This is a genomic window from Corallococcus praedator, from assembly GCF_003612125.1.
Lineage (GTDB): Bacteria > Myxococcota > Myxococcia > Myxococcales > Myxococcaceae > Corallococcus > Corallococcus praedator.
The window spans coordinates 1-405 of the sequence record NZ_RAWI01001305.1 but is presented as its reverse complement, the minus strand read 5'-3'; the positions used below and the strand labels follow the sequence as shown (position 1 = coordinate 405).

General features: G+C 62.7%; 1 protein-coding gene. It reads left to right on the top strand.

All coding sequences use genetic code 11. From position 1 onward, the window contains the following. Positions 1-405 (top strand): ABC transporter substrate-binding protein (locus D7Y13_RS44195; protein ID WP_208734731.1); only part of this gene is annotated, 405 nt, incomplete at both ends.

The following is a 405-nucleotide window of genomic DNA, read 5'->3' as shown; positions in this document are numbered from 1 at the left end:
GTCACGCAGGCGCCAACGCCACCAGCGCCGATTACAACTCCGGCAAGGCCATGATCGGCACCGGGCCTTACCGCTTCGTGTCATTCGTGCCTGGCGACCGCACGGTATTCGAGCGCAATGACACGTACTGGGGCGAGAAGCCGACCTGGGACAAGGTTGATTATCGTTTCATCGCCAACGCGGCCAACCGCACCGCGGCACTGCTGGCGGGCGATGTCGACGTGATCGACAAGGTCTCGCCGACCGATGTCGAGCGCCTGCGCCAGACCCCAACCGTGAAGGTTTATGCCTATCAGGGCTTGCGTGCGCTGCTGATTCAGCCGAGTTTTCGCGCCGGTCCCAACGAGTTCATTCGCGACAACGCGGGCAAGCCTCTGCCGGAAAATCCGTTGCTGGACGTTCGGG